The organism is Enterobacter sp. R-25 (genome assembly GCF_049913205.1).
GTDB lineage: Bacteria > Pseudomonadota > Gammaproteobacteria > Enterobacterales > Enterobacteriaceae > Enterobacter > Enterobacter ludwigii.
In genome coordinates this window covers 4,009,651-4,036,140 of sequence record NZ_CP183982.1, presented here as the reverse complement: position 1 = coordinate 4,036,140, position 26,490 = coordinate 4,009,651, and the positions used below count along the sequence as shown (strand labels likewise).

Sequence of the window (26,490 nt, the reverse complement as noted above, 5' to 3'; positions counted from 1 at the left end):
ATCAGCCGCCCATTGAGCGAGGGGACGTGCCTGACGCGCTACGCTGCATGCTGGTCTGTTTCGCCACAGACTCACCGAACCCGCCACGGGTAATGGTGCTGGTGGTCGCGGGTTTCGGAGCCATCGCCGTTTTCGGTACGGTTACGGAGCGGCCAGGGGTGGCTGCGCCATAGCCTTTGCCGCTGGCATCGGTATATTGACCATAAGCCGGGCTGGCCGGGTTTTTCGAGCTAAACAGCGGCTGCTGCTGGTAACCCGCACCACCACTCATCAGGCGGCCCATCATGTAACCTGCCATCAGCGGCATCCAGAAACTGCCGCTGGACTGGGCCTGTGCCTGGTTTTCAGGGGCTGTGCCTGCCTGAGCCGGTGTCTGCTGACACTGACCTTCACCGAACTCTGCCACGCAGTCTTCACGTGAAGCATATTTCGGCGCAGTACGTTCCGCCTCTTTCAGGGCGTTGGTATACGCCGTTTTACACTCTGCGGCGTTGCCGGTTGCAGCAGAACAGTCGTCCGCGTTTTGATAAAGCGAAACTGTTTCATCGCTTTTCTCACAGCCTGCCAGCATAAAGACAGCCGTGACGGCCAGCGCAACAGGGGTGAGATGACGCGCGTTCCAGCTTTTGCGGAACGAAGCGTGATTGATAGATTTTGTCCGTTTCATCGTTGTCTTCCTGGACCCAGTGGTAATAACGCTCAGGATAGAGGATGAGTGGTTGAAAATGAAGCGATGATGGCCGGAATGAGGGGGATCTTTACGTTGGCTTACGTTCAGGTGTGATTTGCGTACGCCCTCTCCCGAAAGGAGAGGGGTATGGCGAGGGCATCAGGCCGCAGTGGGCCCGATGACATGCTTAATTGCGGAACGGATTGTTACCGCTGCTGGCGGGTGCAGTCGTACGTGCGGCAGCTGGCTGCGCGGCAGGTGCAGCACCGTTACCGTTGAAGTTATCAACGGCGGCAACTTGCTCAGGGTTCTCTGGCGCAACATTTTCCGGAGAAGTAGAGACAGGTTTACCCAGGGTGCTGTTCAGCATCTGCAGATCCTGCTCGTTCAACGTACCCAGCGCCTGTTTGATGTTCAGCTGGTTAATCAGGTACTGATAACGTGCGCTGGAGAGCTGCTGTTTCGCGTTGTACAGCGTGGTGGTCGCGTCCAGGACGTCAACGATGGTACGCGTACCCACGGAGTAACCCGCTTCCATGGCATCAAGAGAGCTCTGCGCAGACACGACGGCCTGTTTATAGGCGTTGATGCTGCTGATAGAGGCATTCACGTTGTTGAAGGACGAACGGACGGTCTGTACCACGTTGCGGTGGGCACTTTCCAGCTGTTCGCTCGCGCCAACAAAGTTGTACTGCGCCTGTTTCACCTGAGAGGTCACCTGGCCGCCCTGGTACAGTGGCAGCGAGAAGTTCAGACCCACTTTGTTCTGACCCATGTTGCTGTCGTCGTACTGGGAGGTGTTCGTTTTAGAACCACTGTAAGTGGTATCAGACACGCCGGTAGACGCGCTCAGGCTCAGGGTCGGCAGGTGGCCGTCCTGTGCCTGACGGATTTGCTCGCGGGCCAAATCCTGGCTCAGACGCGCCTGCAGTAACGTCAGGTTGCGGTTTTCCGCTTCTTTCAGCAGGGCGTTAACGGCCTGCGGTTTATCCGTTTTGAAGCTGTCGACGTTCAGAGACGCCAGCTCAGGGTAGTAATTCCCGGTAACCTGACGCAGGGATTCCAGCGCGTTATCGAGGTTGTTACGAGCGGTCACTTCGTTGGCCAGGACGCTATCGTATTGTGAACGGGCGTTCTGAACGTCAGTGATTGCCACCAGACCCACGTTGAAACGCTGGGTGGTTTGATCTAACTGGCGGTAAATCGCCTGTTTCTGCGCTTCGGTGTAGGAGAGCGAGTCGATTGCGCTCAGCACGTTGAAGTATGCGGTGGCGGTGTTCAGGATCAGCGTCTGCTGATCGGTCTGATACGTCACATCCTGGATGCCCGCGCTCTTTTCCTGCAGGGTCAGGGCACGCCATTTGGACATATCAAACAGCGTCTGTGTTAATTGCAGTGAGGCGCTGGTAGCATTGGAGTTAACGCCATTGGCGTCGCGGAAGCCGTTGCTGTAGGTATAATCTGCACCTAAACCTAACTGTGGCAGCAATGGGCTACGCGCTTCGTTAATCTTTTCAAACGCAGCATCACGATCGGCCGCTGATTTACGTAAATCAGGGTTGCCCAGACGTGCCTGCTGGTAGACCTGTAACAGGTTTTCCGCCTGGCTCATTGCACTGAAGCCCGTCAGGCTCAGGCCGATAAGGATGGGGAGCAATTTCTTCATTTGCATTCCTTGTTGTGAAGCAGTATTAGCGCTGATCTAATTAAAAAATAATTGCCGATTCTAACAGAATCTTCCATACCAAAAGGTTGGCGTTACGTGCCATCTGGCGGTAATTTGCACCAATCTACCATATAGCCTTACAAACGGCAGCCAAACAGCCTTGAAATTCATAATTTCATCACCATTGCTACCAGGACTCGACTCATGCAAAAACCAGAAAACTTGCCCGTGACATTCGCGAAAAACGATGTAGAAATTATTGCACGAGAAACGCTTTATAGCGGTTTTTTTTCAATGGAACTTTACCGTTTCAGGCATCGCCTGTTTAACGGCGAAATGAGCGGTGAAATCAGACGCGAAATTTTTGAGCGCGGGCATGCGGCAGTCTTGCTACCCTTTGACCCAGTGCGTGATGAAGTCGTGCTGGTGGAGCAGATCCGCATTGCCGCGTATGACGTCAGCGCCAGCCCCTGGCTGCTGGAGATGGTGGCCGGCATGATTGAAGAGGGCGAATCGGTCGAAGACGTTGCCCGCCGCGAGGCGCTGGAAGAGGCGGGGCTGGTGGTTGGCCGGACAAAACCGGTGCTGAGTTATCTGGCAAGCCCAGGCGGCACCAGCGAGCGCTTGTCCATTATGGTGGGCGAAGTGGACGCCACGACGGCGGAAGGGATCCACGGTCTGGCAGATGAAAACGAAGATATTCGGGTTCATGTGGTGAGTCGGGAGCAGGCTTATCAGTGGGTAGAAGAGGGGAAAATCGACAACGCAGCGTCTGTCATCGCTCTGCAATGGCTGCAACTGCATTATCAGACTTTACGAAACGAGTGGAAAAAATGAAGCGTTATACACCTGACTTCCCAGAAATGATGCGCCTGTGCGAAACCAATTTCGCACAATTGCGCCGCCTGCTGCCGAAAAACGACGCACCCGGCGAAACGGTGAGCTATCAGGTGAGCAACGCGCAGTATCGATTAACGATAACAGAATCAACGCGCTACACTACGCTTGTCGAAATTGAACAAACGGCGCCCAGCATTAGCTACTGGAGCCTGCCGTCGATGACGGTGCGCCTTTACCATGACGCGATGGTCGCTGAAGTGTGTTCAAGCCAGCAGATCTTTCGCTTCAAAGCGCGGTATGATTATCCGAATAAAAAGTTGCATCAACGCGACGAAAAGCATCAAATTAACCAGTTTTTAGCCGACTGGCTAAGATATTGTTTAGCACATGGAGCAATGGCGATTCCGGTTTGTTAGCGTCATAAACCTACCTAAGGACACCATTTGGAAAGCCTGTTGAACCTGACTGTTGCTGGTGGGGCACCAGTCAGGATATTACAAATCACCGATACCCACCTTTTTGCCGAAAAGCATGAAACTCTGCTTGGGGTGAATACCTGGGAGAGCTATCAGGCGGTACTTAGCGCCATTCACGCTGAAAATCGCCCATGCGATCTGATTGTCGCGACGGGCGATCTGGCGCAGGACCAATCCTCCGCGGCCTACCAGCATTTCGCTGAAGGCATCGCGAGTTTTAGCGTGCCTTGCGTCTGGCTACCGGGAAACCACGATTTCCAGCCTGCCATGTACAGCTCTCTGCAGGATGCGGGGATCTCTCCGGCAAAATGTGTTTTTGTGGGTGACCACTGGCAGATCCTGCTGCTGGACAGCCAGGTCTTTGGCGTCCCACACGGTGAGTTAAGCGACTTTCAACTCGACTGGCTTGAGACCAAACTGTCTGCCGAACCTGAACGTCATACGCTGCTGTTGCTGCATCATCATCCTTTGCCGGCGGGCTGTAGCTGGCTTGATCAACACAGCCTGCGCAACTCTGCCGCGCTGGACAGAGTGCTGGCGAAATTCCCGCGGGTGCAGAATCTCCTGTGCGGACACATTCATCAGGAACAGGATCTCGACTGGAATGGCCGCCGACTGCTGGCCACGCCCTCGACCTGCGTTCAGTTCAAGCCGCATTGCGCAAACTTTACCCTGGACACCATCGCACCGGGCTGGCGCTGGCTCGAACTGCATCCCGATGGCCTGCTCACCACGGAAGTCTGCCGTTTAACCGGCGCAAAATTCCGCCCGGACACCGCTTCAGAAGGCTATTGATGTCTACGCTCCTCTATCTGCACGGATTCAACAGTTCGCCGCGTTCCGCGAAAGCGACGCAGTTTCGCCAGTGGCTAAGCGAACATCACCCGCACGTTGAGATGATCGTCCCTCAACTGCCGCCTTACCCGGCGGAAGCCGCAGAAATGCTGGAATCGGTAGTGATGGAACACGGCGGCGAATCGTTCGGCGTGGTCGGTTCTTCGCTGGGCGGATATTACGCCACCTGGCTCTCGCAATGTTTTATGCTGCCTGCGGTGGTGGTTAACCCGGCGGTTCGGCCATTTGAGCTGCTGCGGGACTTTCTCGGGCAAAACGAGAACCCCTACACCGGCCAACAATATGTGCTAGAGTCACGCCATATTTACGATCTCAAAGTTATGCAGGTAGACCCGCTTGAAGCGCCCGATCTTATCTGGTTGCTGCAACAGACGGGTGATGAAGTGCTGGATTACCGCCAGGCAGTGGCGTATTACGCATCCTGCCGCCAGACTATAGAAGAAGGCGGAAACCATGCTTTCACGGGCTTTGAGAATCATTTCACCCAGATTGTCGATTTTCTTGGACTGCACAGCCACTGACAATCAATGCGAACTGCTAGTTTAAATCATGACGCAAACCTATAACGCTGATGCCATTGAGGTACTCACCGGGCTTGAGCCGGTTCGCCGCCGCCCTGGGATGTACACCGATACGACACGCCCAAACCATCTGGGCCAGGAAGTTATTGATAACAGTGTGGATGAAGCGCTGGCTGGCCATGCCAAACGCGTTGACGTCATCCTCCATGCCGATCAGTCGCTGGAAGTCATCGACGACGGACGCGGCATGCCGGTGGACATCCACCCGGAAGAGGGTGTGCCAGCCGTTGAGCTGATCCTCTGTCGTCTTCATGCGGGCGGTAAGTTCTCCAACAAAAACTACCAGTTCTCGGGTGGTTTGCACGGCGTGGGGATCTCCGTGGTTAACGCCCTGTCCAGACGCGTGGAAGTCAACGTCCGCCGCGACGGTCAGGTGTATAACATCGCCTTTGAAAACGGCGAGAAGGTGCAGGATCTGCAGGTCGTCGGCACGTGCGGCAAGCGCAATACCGGAACCAGCGTCCACTTCTGGCCTGACGAAAGCTTCTTCGACAGTCCTCGTTTCTCTGTTTCACGCCTGACGCACCTGCTGAAAGCCAAAGCGGTACTGTGCCCTGGCGTGGAAATTACCTTTAAAGATAACGTCAATAACACCGAACAGACCTGGCGCTATGAAGACGGTCTGAACGACTATCTGTGCGAAGCCGTTAACGGCCTGCCAACCCTGCCGGAAAAACCGTTTGTCGGTAATTTCACCGGTGATACGGAAGCGGTGGACTGGGCGCTGTTGTGGCTGCCGGAAGGCGGCGAGCTGCTGACCGAAAGCTACGTCAACCTGATCCCGACCATGCTTGGCGGTACGCACGTCAACGGTCTGCGTCAGGGGCTGCTGGATGCAATGCGCGAGTTCTGCGAATACCGCAACATTCTGCCCCGGGGCGTGAAGCTGTCGGCGGAAGATATCTGGGATCGCTGCGCCTACGTCCTGTCGGTGAAGATGCAGGATCCGCAGTTCGCCGGTCAGACCAAAGAACGTTTGTCCTCACGTCAGTGTGCAGCGTTCGTCTCCGGCGTGGTCAAAGATGCTTTCACCCTGTGGCTGAACCAGAACGTGCAGGCCGCCGAGATGCTGGCAGAAATGGCCATTTCCAGCGCCCAGCGACGCCTGCGTGCTGCCAAGAAGGTGGTACGTAAAAAACTGACCAGTGGCCCGGCGCTTCCGGGCAAGCTGGCGGACTGTACCGCGCAGGATCTGAACCGCACCGAGCTGTTCCTCGTGGAAGGGGACTCGGCAGGGGGCTCTGCCAAGCAGGCGCGCGATCGTGAATATCAGGCGATCATGCCGCTCAAGGGTAAGATCCTGAACACCTGGGAAGTGTCGTCGGATGAAGTGCTGGCCTCGCAGGAAGTGCATGATATCTCCGTTGCGATCGGTATCGATCCGGACAGCGACGATCTGAGCCAGCTGCGCTACGGTAAGATCTGTATCCTCGCGGATGCGGACTCCGATGGTCTGCACATCGCCACGCTGCTGTGCGCGCTGTTTGTGAAGCACTTCAGGACGCTGGTGAAAAACGGTCACGTCCACGTGGCGTTGCCGCCGCTCTACCGTATCGACCTCGGCAAAGAAGTTTACTACGCGCTGACGGAAGAGGAAAAAGCGGGCGTACTGGAACAGCTCAAGCGTAAGAAGGGCAAACCGAATGTGCAGCGCTTTAAAGGGCTGGGCGAGATGAACCCGATGCAGTTGCGCGAAACCACGCTGGATCCAAACACCCGCCGCCTGGTGCAATTGACCATCAGCGACGAAGACGAACAGCAAACCAACGCCATGATGGATATGCTGCTTGCTAAGAAGCGTTCGGAAGACCGACGCAACTGGCTGCAGGAAAAAGGCGATATGGCGGATATTGAGGCCTGATGCCCTCTCTTTATTCCTCTCTCGCCGGGAGAGGGGATGTAACGAAGGCCCGGTAGGCGCTAGCGCCACCGGGCTTTTTTACATCAAAATTCCATCTTCACCGTAAACTGCACTTCACGTGGATCGCCTGGCTGGTTGCCGAGGTTATTGGTCGCAATCGACGAGGTGTAGTAGGTCTTATCAAACAGGTTCTTCACGTTGACCTGCAGCGTCACCGGATACTGTAGCTTCATTTTATAGGCCGCAAAGGCATCAGCAACTACGTACCCTGGCAAATAATAATCCGCACCGTTGGTCGCGGAGCGACGGCTCACGCCGTGTCCACCGCCGCCAATTGTCAGGGTATTCCCGCCGATGACGTTGTGAATATCGTACGTCAGGAACAGCGAACCGGTATGGCGCGGCACGTTTGGCAGTGGTTTGCCGGCATAATCCGGGTCTTCCAGCACTTTCGCGTCGGTGTAGCCATAGCTGGCAATAATATTGGTGTTCTCGGTCAGAGAGCCTGCCAGATCCACTTCCACGCCCTGTGAGCGCACGCGGCCAGCGGTTTTAGCAATGTTTTCACCCGCCACGCTTTCGGTGTACAGCACGTTGCGCTTGTGGATATCAAACAGCGCGATGTTGGCGGTAATACCGTTGAACAGGTCAAATTTAGCGCCGACTTCGTAGGCATTGGACGTTTCTGGTGGCAGGTCGCCAATGTAGCTCGCGATGGACGATTGCGGCATAAACGTCTGGGCGTAGTTCGCAAACAGCGAGACGGATGGCGTGAGCTTGTAGACCAGCCCCAGCTTCGGCGTCCACTGGTCGTCGCGGCTGTCGGTATTGACGTTGAATGGTCTGCCCTTGCCCGCGTACTGGGTGTAATACTGATAACGCAGCCCCGCGACGGCAATCCATTTATCCGTCAGGTACAGGGCGTCCTGAGCATAAGCGGAGTAACTCTCCTGTTTGAGCGTCTGATCGCTGTCCGCGGCGGAAACGGTCGTACACTTGCTCAGATTGCCGTAAGACGGATGGTAAATATTGAAATCTTTTACATTCTTACAGCGAATCATATCCGTGCGCAGCAGGTCGTAATTCTCATACGACACGCCGGTCAGGATCTCATTGTAAAATCCCGCGATATCCACGTTCCCCTGCAGGTCTGCACGGGTGGAATGCATGCGCTGCGTTGATCCTTGCGTCGCATCGACACGACGGGTCAGGTTGCCGGTTTTCGCGTCATAGGCCATCACCCGCGCCTGGTTATCGCTGTATTTATCCTGGCTGTAGCTGTAATCGAACTTCGCCGTCCACTGGCTGTTAAGGCGGTATTCCGCGTTGAGCTGCGCCAGATCGGACTGGCCATCGGTAATGTTGAACGGCTCGTCAAACCGGGTTTTACGGTCAACATTCACCGGCTGTTTGGTCGTGAGATCGAAGATCGTACCGCGATCGAACGGCGTCTTATAATCACGATGTGAATAGAGCACGGTCACGGTGGCGTCATCACCAAACCAGGTCAGCGAGGGCGCGATAAAGGTGCTGCGCGCCTTGCCGAAACTTCGCCAGTAATCTTCGTCCTGGTACTCGCCCGTCAGGCGGTAAGCCAGGCGCGTTCCTTCAATGGGACCCGTGACATCGAGCTGGCCGGTACCGCCGCCAAAACTTGAGGAGGTGCCCGAGATCGAACCGCCAAACTGTTTTTCCGGACGTCGGGTGACCACATTGATAAGCCCTCCCGGATCGAGGATGCCGTACAGCGTTGAGGCCGGTCCCTTGAGGACTTCCACACGCTCGGTGGCTGCGTTAAAGCTGCGCGGCAGCACGGTGCGCAGGCCGTTGGTCATGATTGAGCCGTCGCGGTTCGCGCCAAATCCACGGCGTACAAACGCATCCTGCGTGCCGCCCAGCGTGTTGGTCTGCACCACGTTACTGACGTTATAGAGGGCTTCATCCAGCGTGGTAGCGTGCTGATCTTCCAGCACTTTATCGCTGACAGTATTTACCACCTGCGGGATATCCAGCATCGGCATATTGGTCAGTGTGGCGGTGGAGGTGTTCAGCGGCTGATAGCCGTTGGTGGCATCGGCCACGGCATTAGGATCGGCGGTGACGGTAAGCGTTTCGCCGTCCTGAGCCGCGGTGTTGTCTGCTGCCTGCACCAGCGGCGCCATAAACAGCAGTGAAAAGAGCGCGCGCCCTTTTACCCCAGAGAGTGAAGGAGTGAACGTAGCCATTACATCTGTTTTCCCGAAATATCCCGCGAATGAAGCTTCACGGAAGAATGTGTGAGTCATTGCCCTTTACGGTCTGCTCGTTAGCCATCGCTGGCATCGAACATGTAATTGAGAATCATTCAATCATGCGCTGATGTAGTAGTAAATGGAAAAAAGCAAAAATCGACTACAGCTTTACGCCCCCTCTGATACTTAGCGTGGTAAGTAATTAACTTGTTGAAAATAAATTAATTAATTCGTTTAGCGGTTTTCCCGTTCCTGCACGATAACCCTGGGGTTTTAAGGGTGTTTCTTCTCTTGACTACTACATGGCGCAGCGGCAAACTCTCAAAAGAGAATGAGTTTTATTTTTATTTGTTAGTTTTTTATTAAGTTGGCGTTCACGTGGCTCACAACACGAATAAGTCAGGGCTGGTTCTTGAGAACCTCTCTGCTGGCTATCAGAAAAAAATCATCGTCGATGAGATCTCGCTTGCGATCCCCCCACAGAAAATAACCGTTCTGGTGGGCGCGAACGGCTGTGGAAAATCCACGCTACTGAGCACGATCGCACGTTTGCTGCAACCGCTCGGGGGAGCTGCGCTGCTGGATGGCAAAGCCATTCATCAACAGCCAACCAAAGCGGTCGCCCGTCAGCTGGGCATTCTGCCGCAGTCACCGCTGTTGCCGGAAGGGTTAACCGTGTTTGAGCTGGTTTCGCGCGGGCGTTTCCCCTGGCAAAATTTTATGCGCCAGTGGAGTGACGAAGACGAGCAGGCCGTGGAAGAGGCACTGCGCCTGACCGGTACGGCGGAGTTTGCCCATTTGCCGGTGGAAAGCCTTTCCGGCGGCCAGCGTCAGCGCTGCTGGATTGCGATGGCGCTGGCGCAGCAAACGCCCTATATCCTGCTCGACGAGCCGACAACGTTTCTTGACCTCCGCTATCAGGTGGAAATCCTTGAACTGCTGCATACGCTGACCCGCCAGCACGGGCGCACCGTCGTGGTGGTGCTGCACGATCTTAACTTCGCGGTGAACTACGGTGATTCCCTGGTCTTTTTACGCCAGGGGAAAGTAGAGGGTGTGCTTCACGAGGGCGATACCTGTACGCCGGAACTGATCAAAGCGGTGTTTGAGGTTGACGTACATATGTCAGTTAATCCGCTCACCGGCAAACCGTTCTTCATGCCGTTTCGCCAGGTCGCAGAAAAATCATGATACGAACGTCACTGGCTTTTCTGCTTTTTGCGCTGCTGCTGGTGATGGGCGCAATTGCACATCTGGGCACGGGCGCACGCGTTATTTCTCCCCTGACGGTCGTGCAGGCTTTTGTCGATTTCGACCCGCGCAATTTCGACCATAACATCATTATCAGGCTGCGCCTGTTACGCCTCCTTGCGGCCATGCTGACCGGCGCTGCACTTGGCGTGGCAGGCGTCTTGCTGCAGTCCGTTATCCGTAACCCGCTGGGTGAGCCGCATATTCTGGGGCTGAATGCCGGCGCCGCGCTGGCCGTCGTGCTGACAAGTGCACTCGGGTTCACCCTGCCGTTTGGTCGCCCGTTGATTGCCGCCACCGGCGCCGCCGGGCTGTTTCTGCTGGTACTGATGCTCTCCTCTTCGGGACGCACCGGGTTGACGCCGATGAAAGTCACCTTGTGCGGGGTGGCGATGTCGGCGTTCGCCTCCTCGATTACCGCCACGGTCCTGATCCTCGATGAGCAGACGCTTCTCGCCTTACGCACCTGGCTGGCGGGGGATTTGGCCGGGATAACAGAAGGGACGCTTCGCAGCGCTTCGTGGGCCGCTGGCGCGGGTTTCGCCCTTGCGCTCTGGCTGTCGCCATCACTCAATATGCTGGCACTGGGAGACCGGATGGCCCAGGGGCTTGGCGTATCGCTTCTCAGGACGCGCCTGTTCGCGCTGCTGGCAATCGCGCTGCTGTGCGGCGCGGCAGTCTCCGTTGCCGGGCCGATTGGTTTTATTGGCCTCGTGGTGCCGCAGCTGATACGGCGTCTGGTGACGGTGGATCTGCGCGTGATGGTGCCGCTTTCAGCCCTGTGTGGAGGGTTGGTTTTGCTGCTGGCGGATCTCGCCGCCCGCACGCTGTTTACCCCTTATGAACTGGCGACCGGCATTATGACCGCGCTGGTCGGTGCTCCCGTCTTTATCTTTATGGCCTCGAGGGCGTTCAAATGAGCCGGGCCGGACTGCGCGCGTTGCGTATTGGCACCTTTTCAACGCTGGTACGCCCGAGGGCGCTGGCCTGCCTTGCGCTGATTTCACTCACGGCCTTTATCCTGCTCGGGTTTGGCCTGACGCACGGCTCGCTGCCGATCCCGACGTCGGCCATCGGACGGGCGCTGCTGTATCCGCAAAGTCTGGAGGCGGATACGCGCTACATCGTGATGGATATCCGTCTGCCGCGTCTGCTGATGGCGGTGTTATGCGGTGCCATGCTCGGCATGGCGGGGGCAGCGATGCAGTCTGTCACCCGTAATGGCCTTGCCGACCCGGGGCTTATCGGCGTGAAAGAGGGATGTAGCGCGGCGGTGCTGGTGCTGATTTTTCAGTTCCCGGCGCTCAGCCTGGCCTGGCGACCGCTGGCGGGAATGGCGGGGGGCATACTCACCGCGCTGCTGGTGGTGGCGCTGGCGCGCGATATTTCGCGGCCGCGATTTATCCTGACGGGGATCGGTGTTTCCTGGGCGTTTGCCGCGGCAATGGGGGTCTTTATGACCACCGCCGACGTGCGTGACGTGCAGACGGCGATGCTGTGGCTGGCGGGAAGCCTGCATGCCGCAAACTGGACGCTGGTGGGCATTGCGGCAGCCTGGACGCTGCCGGCATTTGCGCTATTGCTGTTGACCGCGCGCGCCGCAGACGTGGCCCTGATGGGCAACCCCACCGCAACGGGGCTTGGCGTACACACCTCACGGCTGGCGCTGCTGCGCGTGCTTGCCCCGGTGGTGCTGACCGCGGCCTGCGTCTCCTGCGTGGGCAGTATCGGTTTTGTGGGACTGATTGCGCCACATATGGCACGCCTGCTGCTGCGCGGCGGACAAACCGCGCTGCTGACGGGAAGTGCCGTGCTGGGTGCGCTGCTGGTTCTGCTGGCAGATAACGTCGGACGTCTGGCTTTCCTGCCGCTGCAGCTGCCGGCAGGCGTAGTCATTTCATTGATTGGCGGACCGTTTTTCCTGCTGCTGCTCTGGCAGCGACGGGACAGATTTTAGGGGATGGTGATGCGTATACTTTTTTCGATGTTGTTGCTGGTGGGGTTTACCGTGAGTGCGGCGGAGCCGACGCAGACGTTTACCGACGATCTGAACCGCAAGGTGACTGTGCCCCTTCACCCGAAGCGGATTGTCTCGCTGCACGATCTGGATATCACCATTCCGCTGATTGAGCTCGGCGTGCCGCCAGTGGCAAGCCACGGGCGCACGCGGCCGGACGGTAGCCATTTTCTGCGCGCCAGCGGCATGCTGACGGGCGTTGATTTTGATAACGCCGACATCAAATTTATCGGCTCCGCGGATATCGACATCGAGGCCATCGCCGCTGCAAAGCCGGATCTGATCATCACCGAACCAACCCGTAACACGCCGGTTGAACAGCTGGAGAAAATTGCCCCGACGGTGAGTATCGATCATCTCGATGGCGGCGCGCCGGAGATCTACCGCAAGCTGGCACAGCTCACGGGCACCGAAGCCCGGTTGAAGATCCTTGAACGTCGCTATCAGGAGCAGATTAACGCCCTGAAAGCGACCATCGACACCCGCAACATCACCGTGTCGGTGATACAGGCCAACCAGGGCAAAATCAACGCCATGCACAGCTACCACTCGCTGGGGCGCGTGCTGCGCGACGCAGGATTCACATTCCCGCCGCTGATTGAGTCCATCCCTGACGGCGGTCGAATTGACGTCAGCGCCGAGCGTCTGCCCGAGCTGGATGCAGATTTTGTCTTTGCCACCTGGCGCGGGGATACCGGCGGCAAACCGCAGGATGAGCTGGCAGCGATGGATGCCGTGATGCCTGGCTGGTGTCAGTTCCTCAATGCCTGTCGCACCGGCCACTACGTACTGATCTCCCGTGAAGAGGCCATCTCGAACTCCTTTGCCTCCTTAGGCCTGATGGCCGCCCAGGTGCAGTCGCAGATTGCCGGTCGACCGCTGCCGGAGGCGTCACAGTGATCAGAAAAGACAAAGCCCGGGTTGATGTCTATGGCGACCGCTTTCGCTCGCGGGGGCACCAGCTCACGCCGCGCCTGCTGCAGGTTGCGCGTTACATCAATGAAAACCGCGAAGCGGTGATGGAGCAGACGGCGATGGAGATTGCCGCGTTGCTGAAAACCTCGGACGCTACGGTGGTACGCGCCATTCAGGCTCTTGGCTTTGCCGGGCTGCGTGACCTGAAGCAGACTCTGGAGCAGTGGTTTGGGCCGGTGGTCTCCTCCAGCGAAAAAATGTCCACCACGGTGAATACGCTCACCAGCGACGTGAACGCGAGCATCGATTTTGTGCTGGAAGGGCATCAGCATACCTGTGACGTGCTATCCGAGCCGCACAACCGCTACGCAATGGCGCAGGCGGTGTCGTTGCTGGCGCAGGCACGTCAGGTCGCGATCTTTGGGATTGGGGCTTCCGGCATTCTGGCCGAGTACACTTCCCGGCTGTTCAGCCGTATCGGCCTGCCCGCTATTGCGCTCAACCGCACCGGCATTGGCCTGGCAGAGCAACTGATAGCCTTACAGCGCGGCGACGTGCTGGTGATGATGGCGCAAAAATCGGCCCACCGGGAAGGACAAACCACGCTGCGTGAAGCGAAACGGCTGGGTATTCCCACGATATTGCTGACCAATGCTACGGACTCGCGCTTCAGCAAAGAGGCCAGCGTGGTGATCCACGTTCCGCGCGGCGGTGAAAAGGGCAAAATTCCGCTCCACGGCACGGTGCTGCTGTGTCTGGAGATGATTATTTTATCTGTAGCGTCAACGGAGCCCCAGCGCACCATCAGGTCGATGAAGCGCATTAACGAATTTCATCGCGGGTTAAAACCGGGCAAGAAGAGCGGGTGAGGGGATCACGCCGCGCCATGATTTTTCCGGTACTGCAGCGGCGTCTCGCCAATCCCTTTTTTAAAGGCGCTGATAAACCACGTCACATCTGAAAATCCCACCCGCGCGGCAATCTCACGCACGCTGGCATCGCTGTGCAGCAAGTACTCGCAGGCTTTTCGCAGCCGTAGCGTATTCAGATAGTCGTGGATCTTCTCGCCTGTTTCCGCATGGAATTTTCGCGATACATAGCTGCGTGATTTCCCCAGCTCAGCCGCCAGCGCATCCAGGCGAAATTTCTCCCGATAGTGCTCATCCAGCCAGAACATCACCTGGCTTGCCACCCCCTGACTGCTCCCCGGGGCACCGTCGTTATCATCCGGCAGCATGGCAAACAGGCTAATCAACAGCCCGGCAATGTTTTCGCTGTTCAGCGGCGGCTGATAACAGCCAAGAAGATAATCGATATGCTTCTGGCAATGCGCCAGGTCAGCGACCCAGGCCTCGCCGCCACGACGAGACAGCTTCTGTAGACGCTGCTGAGCCTGCGGAAAATCACGCAGGGTTTTCAGTACGGCATGCTGGTCGAGATGAATAATGGTGCGCCTGTAAAGGGCTTCTGCCTTCTCGTCCACCATCACCTTATGCAGGGTAAACGGTGGGAAGAAAAACAGCCGCCCGGGGCGCATGGTGTAGTGACGGTTATCGACAATCGCCACGCCAAAGCCTTCTTCCACATAGAGAATTTCCAGACACTGATGCCAGTGGTGATAGCGCACCGTATTGGCGAACAGGCGGCTAAACGACACCACGGTGTCATTTAAGGTAATCAGCTCCAGATGATCGGATGTTGGCGTGTCGCGCATAGTGCAATAAAACTCAACTTTTTCCCGTCAGAATCTCTTTATAAACCACCTTTTTAAATTTTCTTAACTGCGGGTTTATTTATCGCTCTTAGCTGTGACATGGCTAACATTTCTGCCCCGTGTGGATTCACTATGCTTTGCCGCAGTTGATTACGAGGGTGAGCGTATGTGGGCGGCAAATAAAGAAAAATCAAATCCGTTGTCTTCACGCCAGGATATCGTGGCGTCACTGAATACTCTGTTGATTGCGCTGGATAAGGCGTTTGCGCCGGGCAGTTCACGATTTTCGCTGGGTGAAACCTGTGCGCATTACAGCACGGATATCGCGCAGATGGAGGGACTCTCACGTGCGCTATGGGGGCTGTTTCCGCTGCTGGCATCCGGTGATGCCAGCCCCTTTTGCGAAAAATACCTTACCGCGATCAAACTTGGCACCGATCCGCACAGTGACGGTTATTGGGGCGAAACCGGCCCCTACGATCAGCGTCTGGTCGAAATGGCGGCCTACGGTCTGGGGCTTGCCCTGCTGGGGGATAAACTCACCGCGCACTTCACCGGGCGCGAGGTCATGAACCTGCACGCATGGCTCAACCAGATCGCCCATGCGCAAATGCCGGACAGCAACTGGAACTACTTTGCCATTATGGTGCAGCTCGGTTTTAAGCGCGCTGGCCTGCCGTATGACCAGACGGCGATTGACCGACGGTTTGCAATGATGGAGGCCTATTATCTGGGCGATGGCTGGTATTCCGACGGGCCGGGGCGGCCGAAAGACTATTACATCTCGATGGCATTCCATTTCTACGGCCTGATTTACGCCACCCTGAGCGGTGACGAGGAGAGGGCGCAGGTGCTGCGAGCGCGTTCGCGCCTGTTCGCCGAAGATTTTATCTACTGGTCAGCCGCCGACGGTGCCTCGGTACCGTTTGGTCGCAGCCTGACCTATCGCTTCGCAATGGTCGCCTTCTGGAGTGCGGTCGCCTTTTCCGGTCTGGAGGTGTTCACCCCGGGGATTGTAAAGGGCATCGTGCTGCGCCATCTGCGCTGGTGGCAGCAACAGCCCATCACCGATCGGGACGGCATTCTGACCCTCGGTTTTGCTTACCCGAACCTGGCGATGTGTGAGGACTATAACGCCCCCGGCTCGCCATACTGGGCGCTGAAAACTTACCTGATTCTGGCGATGCCGGAGGACCATCCGTTCTGGCAGGCTGAAGAGCAGCCGCTGCCCGCGCTTGCGGAAAAACGCGTCATCCCGCATGCACAGCAGATCCTGATGCATGCCGGTCAGTCGCAGCACGTCACCCTGCTTACCGCCGGGCAGCTTGAGCTGAATAACTACGTGAATACGGAAGCCAAATACACCAAATTTGCCTACTCCAGCCGCTTTGGTTTCACGATTGAGCGCGGACGGTTTGGCCTGAAACATGCCGCCTGCGACTCCATGCTGCTGCTGGCAGACGGGGATAACTATTTCCGCGGGCGCCGCGAATGTGAAGCGGTGCGGATCACTGACGATTATCTCTACTCACGCTGGTCTCCGTGGCATGACGTCCATATCGAAACCTGGCAAGTGCCGTTTGGTGAGTGGCACCTGCGCCTGCACCGTATCAACAGCGCCCGTCGACTGAATACGGCGGAGGGCGGTTTTGCGGTGATGAACACCGAACCGCAGATCCGTGAGAACGGATGCTGGCTTGTCGCCGGTAACGGCACCAGCGTGCTGGTCGATCTCTCTCCGGTGGTTAACCGTGAACCGGACAGCATCGTCACACCGCCGAACAGCAGCATTATGTTCCCGGAATGCGCTGCCATTCCGCTGTTGAAAACCACGCTTGCGCAGGGGGAGAGCTGGCTCTGTTGTGCCGCCGTCGCCGGCGAAAGCCAGCCGGTTATGGCAGTCCCACAACTGAATATCAGCGAGAACCGGGTTGTTATCCGCGAGCCCGGCGGTGAGCGACAGCTGTCGTTCTCATTATAAAAACTCTGACCCTACACGTCGGCGAGGATGATATGAAAAAGACCGCTACAACAAACAGAACTGAATATTACAAAATCAGCAGTTTTATATTTCTCTATTTCTTTACCTGGTCTGCCAGTATTGGCCTGCTGGCTATCTGGTTAGGCCAGAAAGCGAACCTCAGTGGTTCGGTGATTGGTACCGTATTTGCGGTGAACGGGATTTTCTCCGTCATTCTGAAGCCCATCTATGGCTATATTCTCGATAAGATCGGCATGAGCAAATACCTGCTCTATTTTGTGGTGGCAATGTCTGCCCTGATGGCGCCGTTCTTTATTTATGTTTATCAGCCGCTGTTAATGTCCAACACGCTGCTGGGGATTATTATTGGCGCACTCTATTTAAGCTTTGCCTGGTATGCGGGCGTGGCGGCGTGCGAATCCTATTCTGACCGTTTTAGCCGTTTAAACGGTATGGAGTTTGGTCAGATCCGGATGTGGGGCTCCCTTGGCTGGGCAGTGGCGTCCTCCTTCTCCGGCCTGCTGTTTAATCTCTCGCCAGCGTATAACTTTATTATGGGCAGCGTGGCATCGGTAGTGATGCTGATTGTCCTGTTGAGCCTGAAAGTGAACACTAACTCCGCACATGCCGGCGAAGTGCTGACAAAAGAGAAAATTGCCCCGTCAGACGTTTACGCGCTGCTGCGTAACCGTAAATTCTGGGCCTTCTGTCTGTACGTGGCCGGTGTGGCGTGGATGATGTTTATCGCCGAGCAGCAGTTTTCGCGCTATTTCGTGACCTTCTTTGATGATATTCACCAGGGTAATGCGGTGTTTGGTTATCTGGGGACCGTGCAGTCGGGAATGGAGTTTGTCATGTATATGGTGATCCCGCTGCTGGTGAACGCTATTGGCGCCAAACGTGGGCTGTTAATTGTCGGACTGGTGGTCGGGGCGCGTCTGATTATTTCCGGTCTGTGTGATTCACATCTGTTAATTTCCATTCTTAAGCCGCTGTACGGTCTGGAAATTTGTCTGCTGCTGGTCTCCGTCTTTAAATATATTGCCGAACATTTCGATAAGCGCGTTAACGCCACCATGTATTTGCTGGGATATCAGGCGATGCTGTACGTCGGCAATGTCGTGGTCTCGTCGCCTGCTGGCTATATGTATGACCGCATCGGTTTCGAGAACACCTATATCATCATGGGCGCCACGGCGCTGATCTTCACGTTTATTTCTGCCTTTACGTTATCTGCCTGCCAGAGTAAATGGCGCGGCCCCCGCGCGCTGAACGTAGCAGAACCCTCATCACGATAATTAAGCCGTCAAAGAAGGAACCGAAATATGTTAAGTCGTATCGCAGAGGAACGCCTGCCCGCTATCCCCGTGCCCGTTGATTCGCGCGTATTCCGCGATGAACTGAGTTCAGCACGCGACCATGTCCTTGCGCTGATTAGCCGCCATTTAACGGCGTTTGGTGAGCAGTTCCCGGCGGAAACCTGCCAGCAGGGTTTTTATCCGCTGACCGACAACGTGGAGTGGACCACCAGCTTCTGGACCGGGCAGCTGTGGCTGGCGTGGGAGATGAGCGGCGAAGCGAAATTCCGCGCGATGGCGGAAAAACATGTGCGCTCGTTTGGCCTGCGTATCGCCGGGCGCCACGACACTAACACCCACGATCTGGGCTTTTTGTATACGCTCTCCTGCGTGGCGGCCTGGCGACTGACCGGTAACCGTGAGGCGCGTGGCTTCTCGCTGCTGGCGGCAGAGGCGCTGCTGGAGCGCTTCCACGAGAAGGCAAAAATTATTCAGGCGTGGGGCGATCTGGCTGACCCGGAACAGGCCGGGCGGATGATTATCGACTGCAATATGAACCTGCCGCTGCTCTACTGGGCGAGCGAACAGACGGGCGATCCGCGCTTTGCCGATGCTGCTAAAGCACACGTGATGCAGGCAGCGAGGTACCTTATCCGTGAAGATGCCTCAACGTTCCACACCTACTATATGGATGTGCACACCGGCGCGCCGCGCTACGGCAATACTCAGCAAGGCTATGCCGATGACTCCTGCTGGTCGCGCGGGCAGGCGTGGGGAATTTACGGCTTCCTGTTGAGCTACATCTATACCGGTGATGCGACGATGATTGCCCTGTCGAAACGGCTGGCGAACTACTTCCTCAACCGTCTGCCGGAAGATTACGTCTGCCACTGGGATCTGGCGCTGGTCGGCACGGATGCGCTACGCGACGCGTCCTCGGCGGCGATTGCGGTATGTGGCCTGCTGGAGCTGGTGAAGCACCTGCCGGTGACCGATCCGGATCGCGAGCGGTATTCTGAATGGGCAAAAGGAATGATGTCGTCACTGACGAAACACTACCTGATGGGCAAAGACGAGAAGGGCACTGGGCTGCTGAAGCACTCCGTTTATCATCTGGCAAGCAATAAAGGCGTGGACGAGTGCGCGAGCTGGGGAGACTACTTCTACGTGGAGGCGTTGGTCAGGTTTACCCAAAGCTGGAAGTTGTACTGGTAATATGCCTCCCTGACCCTCTCCCGGAAGGGGGAGGGCAGGAATCAGGAACAGGGTAAACTTACACCCCTTGCTCCAGAATGCGGATATGCGTTTCCAGCACATCGCCCTTCACCGCGTCGCTCCACGCTTTCATGTGCGCGGTCTGCAGGTGGGCTTCAAGATGGGCCACGGTTTCCCACTGCTCAATCATAATGATCGAGTCTGGGGCAGTAGCCTGGAAGCTGGCGGTAGTGGTGGCGTCGACCATCGGCGCGTAGCCGTGGCAGCCTTCTTCCTTCAGTACGGTGGGGATAATTTTCACGAACTCATCCAGCACCGCCTGGCGGTGATGTTGGCCTGGACGAGTACGGATTTCAGCAATAACAGTAAGCATGGTTAACTCCTTCTAATTCCAGGTTACCAGTTAAGCAAAAATTTCCGCGAGATGCTTGCGATATTCTGCGATATAGCGCGGGACGTCAGGCATTTTGATGACGTCGTTAACGATAAAGGTTGGCAGCGGCGTCATTCCGAGGAACTGGTTAGCTTTGTGGAACGGCAGATATGCGCCGTCAACGCCCACCCCTTCAAAGAACTGATCTTTCTCGGTGAACGCTTCCAGCGGTGCGTTCCAGGTCAGGGACAGCATATATTTTTTGCCCTGAATCAGGCCGCCAGAACCGTATTTTTTGGATGCGTCGGAGCGGGTGCGACCGTCGCTGGCGTACAGTGCGCCATGGCCTTCGGTGAAGACATCATCCATGTATTTTTTCACGGTCCAGGGGGCGCCCATCCACCAGCCAGGCATCTGCCAGATAATCACGTCAGCCCACAGGAAGTTCTGCACTTCCGCGTTGACATCGTAATCGCTGTCCGCGCGCACGACCTTAACATCATGCCCGGCGTCGCGCAGAAAACCGTCCGCGACCTCGGTCAGGGTGTCATTCAGCTGGCCTTTAGAGTGCGCAAATTCTTTTGCACCGTTGATAATCAGAATGTTGCTCATGAGGTGTCCTCGAAGATGAAAGTATGGCGAGGATTTTACGCGCGCGAGCGATGCGGTTAAATGAGCAAAATGTGCAAAGTCTTTTGCATTAAACGCAATAATCCCTTACCAGCTGACCTTCACTTCGAAGCCACCTTCTGCCGCATTGCCCAGCGCGACGCGCATACCATGCAGGGCGGCAATGCGCCTGACGATAGATAACCCCAGGCCGCTACCCGTTGCATCCTGTCCCGGTGGGCGATAAAAACGCTCGCCAATACGCGCCAGCGCATCGGTGGAAACGCCGGGGCCGGTGTCACGCACGGTAAAACGCCGGGTGTCCAGCGTGACGTCCACCACGCTGCCCTGCGGGCTATAACGCACGGCGTTGTCCAGCAGGTTACGCACCAGCAGGCTCAGCAGCAGCGGCTGGCCCTGACGTGTGACCTGTGGGGCATGAATGTTCAGACGAATATCAATCCCGGCCTGCTGTGCCGGATGCCAGATATCCAGCACCGCCGACTGCAGGAGATCGGCCATCACGATCGGTTCGATATCGTCGAGGTTATCCAGCGAGTCCAGACGCGACAGCGTAAGGAGCTGATCCACCAGCCGGGATGCGCGATCGATACCCGCATGCAGCTGCGCCAGCGCTTTTTGCTGCGCCTGCGGATCGTCCTGATACAGTTGCGCCACGTCGGTTTGCACCTTCAGGGCCGCGAGAGGGCTGCGTAGCTCGTGCGCGGCATCTGAGGTAAAACGACGCTCGCGGGTCATCATCTCCTGAGTTCGCGTGAACAGATGGTTCAGCGAGTCGAGCAGCGGGCGCACCTCAGTGGGAACCCCCTGAGTCGGAAGCGCGTCGGTGGCATCCGGTGAGCGGGAGCGCAGGGTCTGCGCCAGTTTTTTTAACGGTTTCAGTTCCCGGCTCAGCAAAACGATCAGCAACAACAGCATCAGGGGCAGCGCCACCAGCCACGGGGTCAACTGGGAGCTGACCACATCTACCGCCATCTCCTGGCGATACTCCCACTCCTGGCCGACCACCACGCGGTACTTCCCGTCGGGTGAGGTGAGCCATAAAAAACGCCACTCGTCGTTGTCGCCCTGTAGCCGTCCATTATCAAACCCGTCGCGGCGATAGTGGTACGGAATGTCCCGCCCGTTTTCGCCGTCATTTAATATCATCTTGCCGTCGGTGGCGTAGATGGCGAAGGCCAGCGCGTCGTCATCCAGACGACCGTGCTTCGCTTTTTTGGGGATCTCACGCATCCGTTCGGGGGCCCGGATCTCATCCAGATCCATGGTCAACAGGCGTTTGGCAAACAGCATCTGCTGCGTATCGAACAGCTTATCCAGCGTGTGGGTGGTCTGCTGCCAGGCGACCAGGCTTGCGGCAAACCACGCCGTCAGCGACAGCACTAAAAAGAGGAGCGTCAGGCGCAGCTTCAGGCTCAGGCGTTGGGTCAGTTTCATGCGTCACCCAGGGTATAGCCGATACCGTGCACGGTGCGGATAAATTCGCTGCCCAGTTTACGACGAAGATGGTGGACGTGGACTTCAACGGCGTTGCTGGAGACGTCGTCGTCCCAGGTGTAGAGCTTTTCCTCGATCAGCTTGCGCGGCAGCACGCGGCCCGCGTTACGCATCAGCAGCTCCAGCAGGGCGAACTCTTTCGGCTTGAGCGTCAGCGTTTCGCCGTCCAGCGTGGCCACGAGACTGGTGGGATCGAGCGTGACCTTTCCGTGGTGCAACTCGCTGCGGGTCTGGCCGTGGCTTCGGCGCACCAGCGCCTCAAGGCGGGCAGCCACTTCGATCAGTGCAAAGGGCTTGCACAGGTAATCATCCGCCCCCAGACGCAGCCCTTCGACACGCTGGTTCAACGCATCCCGCGCCGTCAGAATCAATACCGGCTCGCGGCGCCCGCTTTCGCGCCAGGCGCGCAGAATATCCAGTCCGTCGATTTCCGGCAGCGTCAGATCCAGCACTACGGCATCATACGGAGCGGAATGAAGCGCGGTCTGGCCGGTTTTTCCGTCGGTGAACCAGTCCACGCTAAAGCCCATTTTGCTTAACCCCGCCTTGATGCCATCGCCAATCAGCTTGTCGTCTTCAACCAGTAAAATGCGCATGTTCCCTCCTTGATAACGTCAGTAAACCCTCTGCATCAGCCTGCTGTACAGTAATAATAAATAAATTTTTCCCTTAAGAAGTTGTTAAGGTTTACCCTGTTAAATGGACTGCGAAACCACATTAAAGGGAGAGTTAATATGAAAAAATTCGCTGCGATTGCCGCCATCATGATGATGACCACTGCCCCTGTTTTTGCTGCACAGGGCGGATTTAACGGCCCCTCTGCCGCACAAACCCAGGCCCAGACGCAGGCGGGCGGTTTTGTCGATAATGACGCGAACCTCACCACCGCGGTGAAAGTGAAGGACATGAAGGACGACAGCTGGGTGAAGCTGCGCGGGAACATCACTCAGCGCCTGTCTGATGACCGCTACACCTTCCGCGATGAGACCGGTACGGTTAACGTGGAGATTGACCACAAGCGCTGGAACGGCGTGACCGTAACCCCGCAGGATAAGGTGGAAATCCAGGGTAAAGTCGATAAAGAGTGGAACGATTTTGAAATCGACGTGAAGCAGGTTATCAAACTGAACAAATAACCCCGAAAGGGCCGCGGATGCGGCCCTTTTTCTTTGTGACTCAACACGCCAGATAAGGTAGTATCTGCGGCAATATTGCCTGAAACCTTTCGGTTTCTGAGTTGAGGAATCACACATAATGAGCGATATGGCAGAGCGCCTCGCGCTACATGAATTCACGGAAAACGCCTACCTGAACTACTCCATGTACGTCATCATGGACAGGGCGTTGCCGTTTATCGGGGATGGCCTGAAGCCCGTTCAGCGCCGCATCGTCTATGCGATGTCCGAGCTGGGGCTGAATGCGACCGCCAAGTTCAAAAAATCCGCCCGTACCGTCGGTGACGTACTGGGTAAATACCATCCGCACGGCGACAGCGCCTGTTATGAAGCGATGGTGCTGATGGCACAGCCGTTCTCTTACCGTTATCCGCTGGTGGATGGTCAGGGAAACTGGGGGGCGCCGGACGATCCGAAATCCTTCGCAGCGATGCGTTATACCGAATCCCGTCTCTCCCGCTACGCTGAAGTGCTGCTGGGCGAGCTGGGTCAGGGAACCGTGGACTGGGTGCCAAACTTCGACGGTACGATGCAGGAGCCGAAAATGCTGCCTGCGCGTCTGCCGAACATCCTGCTGAACGGCACTACCGGTATCGCGGTGGGTATGGCGACGGACATTCCGCCGCACAACCTGCGTGAAGTGGCGAAAGCCGCCATCACCCTGATTGAACAGCCGAAGACCACGCTGGACGATCTGCTGGATATCGTGCAGGGGCCGGACTACCCGACCGAGGCCGAAATCATCACCTCGCGCGCGGAAATCCGCAAAATCTACCAGAACGGCCGCGGCTCCGTGCGCATGCGTGCGGTGTGGACCAAAGAGGACGGCGCAGTGGTCATCACCGCGCTGCCGCACCAGGTCTCGGGCGCGAAAGTGCTGGAACAGATTGCCTCCCAGATGCGCAATAAAAAGCTGCCGATGGTGGATGACCTGCGCGACGAATCCGACCACGAAAACCCGACGCGTCTGGTGATCGTGCCGCGTTCCAACCGCGTGGACATGGAGCAGGTGATGAACCACCTGTTTGCCACCACCGATCTGGAAAAAAGCTACCGCATCAACCTGAACATGATCGGCCTCGACGGTCGTCCGGCAGTGAAAAATCTGCTGGAGATCCTGAGCGAATGGCTGACGTTCCGCCGCGATACCGTTCGCCGCCGTCTGAACTATCGACTGGAAAAAGTGCTTAAACGCCTGCACATCCTTGAAGGTTTGCTGGTGGCGTTCCTCAATATCGACGAAGTTATTGAGATTATCCGTACCGAGGACGAGCCGAAGCCGGCGCTGATGTCGCGCTTTGGCATCAGTGAAACCCAGGCCGAAGCAATCCTTGAGCTGAAACTGCGTCATCTCGCCAAACTCGAAGAGATGAAGATCCGCGGTGAGCAGAACGAACTGGAAAAAGAGCGCGATCAGCTGCAGGCGATCCTCGCGTCCGAACGCAAGATGAACAATCTGCTCAAGAAAGAGCTGCAGGCTGACGCCGATGCATTCGGTGACGACCGTCGTTCTCCGCTGCATGAGCGCGAAGAAGCGAAGGCGATGAATGAGCACGACATGCAGCCATCAGAGCCGGTCACCATTGTGCTGTCTCAGAGCGGCTGGGTGCGCAGTGCTAAAGGTCACGATATCGACGCGCCAGGGTTGAGCTACAAGGCGGGCGATAGCTTTAAAGCGGCCGTGAAAGGTAAGAGCAACCAGCCGGTCGCCTTTATCGACTCGACGGGTCGCAGCTACGCCATCGACCCGATCACGCTGCCTTCTGCCCGCGGACAGGGCGAACCGCTTACCGGTAAGCTGACGCTGCCGCCGGGTGCGACGGTTGACCATATGCTGATGGAAGCCGATGACCAGAAATTGCTGCTGGCGTCTGACGCGGGGTACGGCTTTATCTGTACCTTTAACGATCTTGTTTCCCGCAACCGTGCCGGTAAGGCGCTGATCAGCCTGCCTGACAACGCGCATGTGATGCCGCCGCTGGTGGTGGAAAACGACAGCGATATGCTGCTGGCGATCACTGCCGCCGGACGTATGCTGATGTTCCCGGTCAGCGACCTGCCGGAATTGTCAAAAGGCAAGGGCAACAAGATCATCAGCATCCCGTCAGCGGAAGCGGCGAAAGGGGTAGATGGTCTGGCGCACCTCTTTATTCTGCCGCCGCAGAGCACGCTGACCATTCATGTCGGCAAACGTAAAATCAAGCTTCGTCCGGAAGAGTTGCAGAAAGTGGTGGGCGAGCGCGGTCGACGCGGCTCGCTGATGCGCGGCCTGCAGCGTATTGACCGCGTGGAGATTGACTCTCCTGCGCGCAGTACCGCGGGCGACAGCGAAGAGTAACGCCGTTATCTCCCCCTCTGTTCCGGAGGGGGAATTTCAATAAAATTTCCCGTAAAATCGTTGTTAATTCGTGCGTTGCGATTAACAATACGCGCTCGTAATAAAGTCCTTACCTGGCCACAGGTGAAGTATAATTGTCAGCTGTCAGGGCTTCAGAGGTCGCTATGCTATTCATTGTTCGTTTAATTCTTACCATTATTTACTGCATTCTGGTCTGTATTTTCGGCTCTATTTATTGCCTGTTCAGTCCGCGCAATCCGAAACATGTCGCCACCTTCGGCCATATGTTCGGCCGCCTTGCGCCGCTGTTTGGCCTGAAGGTTGAAAAACGCCTGCCGGAAGGGGCTGAGAACTTCGGTAACGCCATCTTTATCGCTAACCATCAGAACAACTACGATATGGTGACGGCCTCCAACATTGTTCTGCCACCGACCGTGACCGTGGGCAAAAAGAGCCTGCTGTGGATCCCTTTTTTCGGCCAGCTGTACTGGCTGACCGGTAACCTGCTGATTGACCGTAACAACCGCGCGAAAGCGCACAGCACTATTGCTGAAGTGGTTAATCACTTCAAAAAGCGCAGGATCTCAATCTGGATGTTCCCGGAAGGGACGCGCAGCCGTGGCCGTGGCCTGCTGCCGTTCAAAACCGGTGCGTTTCATGCTGCAATTGCGGCAGGTGTTCCAATTATTCCTGTGTGTGTTTCCAATACTTCTAATAAGATTAATCTTAACCGCCTGAATAACGGGCTGGTGATTGTCGAAATGCTGCCGCCGGTGGATACCAGCAAATACGGTAAAGATCAGGTTCGCGAGCTGGCAGCACACTGCCGTGAACTGATGGCTCAGCATATTGCGCTGCTCGACAAAGAAGTCGCAGAGAGAGAAGCCGCCGGTAAGAAGTAAGCCG

Annotated in this window: 24 protein-coding genes; 16 read left to right on the top strand and 8 right to left on the bottom strand. The window is 56.7% G+C overall.

The genetic code is table 11. The features are described from left to right. Position 1: 1 nt before the first annotated feature. Both ACN9MQ_RS19185 and tolC read right to left on the bottom strand, forming a co-directional pair. Positions 2 to 667 (bottom strand): DUF1190 family protein, encoded by a 666-nt coding sequence (locus tag ACN9MQ_RS19185; protein ID WP_426021150.1) that lies wholly within the window; start codon positions 665 to 667, stop codon positions 2 to 4. 190 nt (positions 668 to 857) lie between these two features. Beyond that, positions 858 to 2,336 (bottom strand): outer membrane channel protein TolC, encoded by a 1,479-nt coding sequence (tolC, locus tag ACN9MQ_RS19180; protein WP_020883637.1) that lies wholly within the window; start codon positions 2,334 to 2,336, stop codon positions 858 to 860. 204 nt (positions 2,337 to 2,540) lie between these two features. On the opposite strand from tolC, the gene nudF reads away from it, so the two are divergent. Genes nudF through parE form a run of 5 tightly spaced genes read left to right on the top strand, consistent with a single transcriptional unit; the run spans position 2,541 to position 6,949 of the window. Continuing rightward, the gene (nudF, locus tag ACN9MQ_RS19175; protein WP_014171643.1) at positions 2,541 to 3,173 is read left to right on the top strand and encodes an ADP-ribose diphosphatase; all 633 of its coding nucleotides are present in this window, start codon (positions 2,541 to 2,543) and stop codon (positions 3,171 to 3,173) included. Next, positions 3,170 to 3,592, top strand: coding sequence for a DUF1249 family protein (locus ACN9MQ_RS19170; RefSeq protein ID WP_014833293.1), 423 nt, complete (start codon positions 3,170 to 3,172; stop codon positions 3,590 to 3,592). The genes nudF and ACN9MQ_RS19170 overlap by 4 nt, the downstream gene beginning before the upstream one ends. Positions 3,593 to 3,619: 27 nt before the next feature. Continuing rightward, complete coding sequence (gene cpdA, locus ACN9MQ_RS19165) at positions 3,620 to 4,447, top strand: 3',5'-cyclic-AMP phosphodiesterase (RefSeq protein ID WP_014171641.1); 828 nt, start codon at positions 3,620 to 3,622, stop codon at positions 4,445 to 4,447. After that, on the top strand, positions 4,447 to 5,028 hold the full coding sequence (gene yqiA / locus ACN9MQ_RS19160; RefSeq protein ID WP_032680279.1) for an esterase YqiA: 582 nt from the start codon (positions 4,447 to 4,449) through the stop codon (positions 5,026 to 5,028). The genes cpdA and yqiA overlap by 1 nt, the downstream gene beginning before the upstream one ends. Positions 5,029 to 5,056: 28 nt before the next feature. After that, positions 5,057 to 6,949: a DNA topoisomerase IV subunit B gene (gene parE, locus ACN9MQ_RS19155; protein ID WP_020883640.1), complete on the top strand. Its 1,893-nt coding sequence runs from the start codon at positions 5,057 to 5,059 to the stop codon at positions 6,947 to 6,949. An 83-nt stretch (positions 6,950 to 7,032) separates the two neighbouring features. Here parE and ACN9MQ_RS19150 read toward each other — a convergent pair whose 3' ends face one another. Then, entirely contained in the window at positions 7,033 to 9,174 is a 2,142-nt protein-coding gene (locus ACN9MQ_RS19150) for a TonB-dependent siderophore receptor (RefSeq protein WP_279257855.1), read from the bottom strand. Positions 9,175 to 9,558: 384 nt separating this feature from the next. On the opposite strand from ACN9MQ_RS19150, the gene ACN9MQ_RS19145 reads away from it, so the two are divergent. The 5 genes from ACN9MQ_RS19145 to ACN9MQ_RS19125 are packed head-to-tail and all read left to right on the top strand — an operon-like array spanning position 9,559 to position 14,232. Further along, positions 9,559 to 10,371, top strand: coding sequence for an ABC transporter ATP-binding protein (locus ACN9MQ_RS19145; RefSeq protein WP_014171637.1), 813 nt, complete (start codon positions 9,559 to 9,561; stop codon positions 10,369 to 10,371). Next, positions 10,368 to 11,351: a FecCD family ABC transporter permease gene (locus tag ACN9MQ_RS19140; RefSeq protein WP_214580554.1), complete on the top strand. Its 984-nt coding sequence runs from the start codon at positions 10,368 to 10,370 to the stop codon at positions 11,349 to 11,351. The genes ACN9MQ_RS19145 and ACN9MQ_RS19140 overlap by 4 nt, the downstream gene beginning before the upstream one ends. Further along, on the top strand, positions 11,348 to 12,388 hold the full coding sequence (locus ACN9MQ_RS19135) for a FecCD family ABC transporter permease (RefSeq protein ID WP_410377305.1): 1,041 nt from the start codon (positions 11,348 to 11,350) through the stop codon (positions 12,386 to 12,388). The genes ACN9MQ_RS19140 and ACN9MQ_RS19135 overlap by 4 nt, the downstream gene beginning before the upstream one ends. A 9-nt stretch (positions 12,389 to 12,397) precedes the next feature. Further along, positions 12,398 to 13,348, top strand: coding sequence for an iron-siderophore ABC transporter substrate-binding protein (locus ACN9MQ_RS19130; protein ID WP_073396560.1), 951 nt, complete (start codon positions 12,398 to 12,400; stop codon positions 13,346 to 13,348). After that, a complete protein-coding gene (locus ACN9MQ_RS19125) occupies positions 13,345 to 14,232 on the top strand; it encodes a MurR/RpiR family transcriptional regulator (RefSeq protein WP_014171632.1) in 888 nt (295 codons plus the stop codon). Before ACN9MQ_RS19130 ends, ACN9MQ_RS19125 begins: the two co-directional genes overlap by 4 nt. Before the next feature lie 5 nt (positions 14,233 to 14,237). Here the strand turns inward: ACN9MQ_RS19125 and ACN9MQ_RS19120 are convergent, their stop codons facing one another. Then, the gene (locus ACN9MQ_RS19120) at positions 14,238 to 15,077 is read right to left on the bottom strand and encodes an AraC family transcriptional regulator (RefSeq protein WP_020883647.1); all 840 of its coding nucleotides are present in this window, start codon (positions 15,075 to 15,077) and stop codon (positions 14,238 to 14,240) included. A gap of 166 nt (positions 15,078 to 15,243) precedes the next feature. Between ACN9MQ_RS19120 and ACN9MQ_RS19115 the strand changes: the two genes are divergently transcribed. Genes ACN9MQ_RS19115 through ACN9MQ_RS19105 form a run of 3 tightly spaced genes read left to right on the top strand, consistent with a single transcriptional unit; the run spans position 15,244 to position 19,571 of the window. Continuing rightward, on the top strand, positions 15,244 to 17,058 hold the full coding sequence (locus ACN9MQ_RS19115; protein WP_426021151.1) for a DUF2264 domain-containing protein: 1,815 nt from the start codon (positions 15,244 to 15,246) through the stop codon (positions 17,056 to 17,058). Between the two features lie 32 nt (positions 17,059 to 17,090). Beyond that, on the top strand, positions 17,091 to 18,356 hold the full coding sequence (locus tag ACN9MQ_RS19110) for an oligosaccharide MFS transporter (protein WP_025203155.1): 1,266 nt from the start codon (positions 17,091 to 17,093) through the stop codon (positions 18,354 to 18,356). A 27-nt stretch (positions 18,357 to 18,383) separates the two neighbouring features. Beyond that, positions 18,384 to 19,571: a glycoside hydrolase family 88 protein gene (locus ACN9MQ_RS19105; protein ID WP_020883650.1), complete on the top strand. Its 1,188-nt coding sequence runs from the start codon at positions 18,384 to 18,386 to the stop codon at positions 19,569 to 19,571. A 58-nt stretch (positions 19,572 to 19,629) separates the two neighbouring features. On the opposite strand, the gene ACN9MQ_RS19100 is transcribed toward ACN9MQ_RS19105, so the two are convergent. From ACN9MQ_RS19100 to qseB, 4 genes are all read right to left on the bottom strand, one after another. Beyond that, complete coding sequence (locus ACN9MQ_RS19100; RefSeq protein WP_014171627.1) at positions 19,630 to 19,944, bottom strand: putative quinol monooxygenase; 315 nt, start codon at positions 19,942 to 19,944, stop codon at positions 19,630 to 19,632. A gap of 30 nt (positions 19,945 to 19,974) precedes the next feature. After that, on the bottom strand, positions 19,975 to 20,556 hold the full coding sequence (locus ACN9MQ_RS19095) for an NAD(P)H-dependent oxidoreductase (RefSeq protein ID WP_014171626.1): 582 nt from the start codon (positions 20,554 to 20,556) through the stop codon (positions 19,975 to 19,977). A gap of 105 nt (positions 20,557 to 20,661) precedes the next feature. Then, on the bottom strand, positions 20,662 to 22,011 hold the full coding sequence (qseC, locus tag ACN9MQ_RS19090) for a quorum sensing histidine kinase QseC (protein ID WP_223398744.1): 1,350 nt from the start codon (positions 22,009 to 22,011) through the stop codon (positions 20,662 to 20,664). Then, positions 22,008 to 22,667: a quorum sensing response regulator transcription factor QseB gene (qseB, locus tag ACN9MQ_RS19085; RefSeq protein ID WP_025203157.1), complete on the bottom strand. Its 660-nt coding sequence runs from the start codon at positions 22,665 to 22,667 to the stop codon at positions 22,008 to 22,010. Before qseB ends, qseC begins: the two co-directional genes overlap by 4 nt. Before the next feature lie 138 nt (positions 22,668 to 22,805). Here qseB and ACN9MQ_RS19080 point away from each other — a divergent pair, with 138 nt between their 5' ends. The 3 genes from ACN9MQ_RS19080 to plsC all read left to right on the top strand — a co-directional run bounded on the left by ACN9MQ_RS19080 (position 22,806) and on the right by plsC (position 26,486). Then, a complete protein-coding gene (locus ACN9MQ_RS19080; protein ID WP_020883653.1) occupies positions 22,806 to 23,207 on the top strand; it encodes a YgiW/YdeI family stress tolerance OB fold protein in 402 nt (133 codons plus the stop codon). Between the two features lie 118 nt (positions 23,208 to 23,325). Continuing rightward, positions 23,326 to 25,584 carry a DNA topoisomerase IV subunit A gene (gene parC, locus ACN9MQ_RS19075; RefSeq protein WP_032678970.1) on the top strand — a complete coding sequence of 753 codons (2,259 nt, stop codon included), beginning with the start codon at positions 23,326 to 23,328 and terminating at the stop codon, positions 25,582 to 25,584. Positions 25,585 to 25,748: 164 nt separating this feature from the next. Beyond that, positions 25,749 to 26,486, top strand: a complete 738-nt coding sequence (gene plsC / locus ACN9MQ_RS19070) for a 1-acylglycerol-3-phosphate O-acyltransferase (RefSeq protein WP_020883654.1) — start codon at positions 25,749 to 25,751, stop codon at positions 26,484 to 26,486. Positions 26,487 to 26,490: the final 4 nt, after the last annotated feature.

Coding starts and splice junctions, on each gene's coding strand:
- ACN9MQ_RS19185 (WP_426021150.1), bottom strand. CDS start 667: ATGAAACGGACAAAATCTATCAATCACGCTTCGTTCCGCAAAAGCTGG.
- tolC (WP_020883637.1), bottom strand. CDS start 2,336: ATGAAGAAATTGCTCCCCATCCTTATCGGCCTGAGCCTGACGGGCTTC.
- nudF (WP_014171643.1), top strand. CDS start 2,541: ATGCAAAAACCAGAAAACTTGCCCGTGACATTCGCGAAAAACGATGTA.
- ACN9MQ_RS19170 (WP_014833293.1), top strand. CDS start 3,170: ATGAAGCGTTATACACCTGACTTCCCAGAAATGATGCGCCTGTGCGAA.
- yqiA (WP_032680279.1), top strand. CDS start 4,447: ATGTCTACGCTCCTCTATCTGCACGGATTCAACAGTTCGCCGCGTTCC.
- parE (WP_020883640.1), top strand. CDS start 5,057: ATGACGCAAACCTATAACGCTGATGCCATTGAGGTACTCACCGGGCTT.
- ACN9MQ_RS19150 (WP_279257855.1), bottom strand. CDS start 9,174: ATGGCTACGTTCACTCCTTCACTCTCTGGGGTAAAAGGGCGCGCGCTC.
- ACN9MQ_RS19140 (WP_214580554.1), top strand. CDS start 10,368: ATGATACGAACGTCACTGGCTTTTCTGCTTTTTGCGCTGCTGCTGGTG.
- ACN9MQ_RS19135 (WP_410377305.1), top strand. CDS start 11,348: ATGAGCCGGGCCGGACTGCGCGCGTTGCGTATTGGCACCTTTTCAACG.
- ACN9MQ_RS19130 (WP_073396560.1), top strand. CDS start 12,398: ATGCGTATACTTTTTTCGATGTTGTTGCTGGTGGGGTTTACCGTGAGT.
- ACN9MQ_RS19120 (WP_020883647.1), bottom strand. CDS start 15,077: ATGCGCGACACGCCAACATCCGATCATCTGGAGCTGATTACCTTAAAT.
- ACN9MQ_RS19115 (WP_426021151.1), top strand. CDS start 15,244: ATGTGGGCGGCAAATAAAGAAAAATCAAATCCGTTGTCTTCACGCCAG.
- ACN9MQ_RS19110 (WP_025203155.1), top strand. CDS start 17,091: ATGAAAAAGACCGCTACAACAAACAGAACTGAATATTACAAAATCAGC.
- ACN9MQ_RS19105 (WP_020883650.1), top strand. CDS start 18,384: ATGTTAAGTCGTATCGCAGAGGAACGCCTGCCCGCTATCCCCGTGCCC.
- ACN9MQ_RS19100 (WP_014171627.1), bottom strand. CDS start 19,944: ATGCTTACTGTTATTGCTGAAATCCGTACTCGTCCAGGCCAACATCAC.
- ACN9MQ_RS19095 (WP_014171626.1), bottom strand. CDS start 20,556: ATGAGCAACATTCTGATTATCAACGGTGCAAAAGAATTTGCGCACTCT.
- qseC (WP_223398744.1), bottom strand. CDS start 22,011: ATGAAACTGACCCAACGCCTGAGCCTGAAGCTGCGCCTGACGCTCCTC.
- qseB (WP_025203157.1), bottom strand. CDS start 22,667: ATGCGCATTTTACTGGTTGAAGACGACAAGCTGATTGGCGATGGCATC.
- ACN9MQ_RS19080 (WP_020883653.1), top strand. CDS start 22,806: ATGAAAAAATTCGCTGCGATTGCCGCCATCATGATGATGACCACTGCC.
- parC (WP_032678970.1), top strand. CDS start 23,326: ATGAGCGATATGGCAGAGCGCCTCGCGCTACATGAATTCACGGAAAAC.
- plsC (WP_020883654.1), top strand. CDS start 25,749: ATGCTATTCATTGTTCGTTTAATTCTTACCATTATTTACTGCATTCTG.